This is a genomic window from Aquabacterium parvum, from assembly GCF_001447195.1.
Classification (GTDB): domain Bacteria; phylum Pseudomonadota; class Gammaproteobacteria; order Burkholderiales; family Burkholderiaceae_C; genus Aquabacterium; species Aquabacterium parvum.
In genome coordinates this window covers 1-273 of the sequence record NZ_LFRI01000512.1, presented here as the reverse complement: position 1 = coordinate 273, position 273 = coordinate 1, and the positions used below count along the sequence as shown (strand labels likewise).

Genomic DNA, 273 nt, shown 5'->3' with positions numbered 1-273 from the left:
GACCTCGGCCAAGGCGATCATGTGCAGGTGCGGGTGCCACTGGCCCGAGTTGTCTCCCCGCTTCACTTCGTATGACCAAACAGCGCCCACAACACCATCGAGCACAGAGCCGCGACCACGTTGCCGGCGTTTCCATCGCTCGCGCTGGGCTCTATGAAGGTGCTTAAAGCGTTCAGCCAGGTCATCACCGTTCTTCACCGTCAAAGTCACCAAAAAAGGCCTCAGAGCCGTTTTCTCGGCTCGGATGACCTCCCACCTATCCAAGTAGGCTTT

Annotated in this window: 1 protein-coding gene; it reads right to left on the bottom strand. The window is 58.2% G+C overall.

Features of this window, described 5'->3' with window-relative positions:
- Positions 1-62 precede the first annotated feature (62 nt).
- Positions 63-185, bottom strand: a complete 123-nt coding sequence (locus ABG80_RS23870) for a hypothetical protein (protein WP_268761009.1) — start codon at positions 183-185, stop codon at positions 63-65.
- Positions 186-273: the final 88 nt, after the last annotated feature.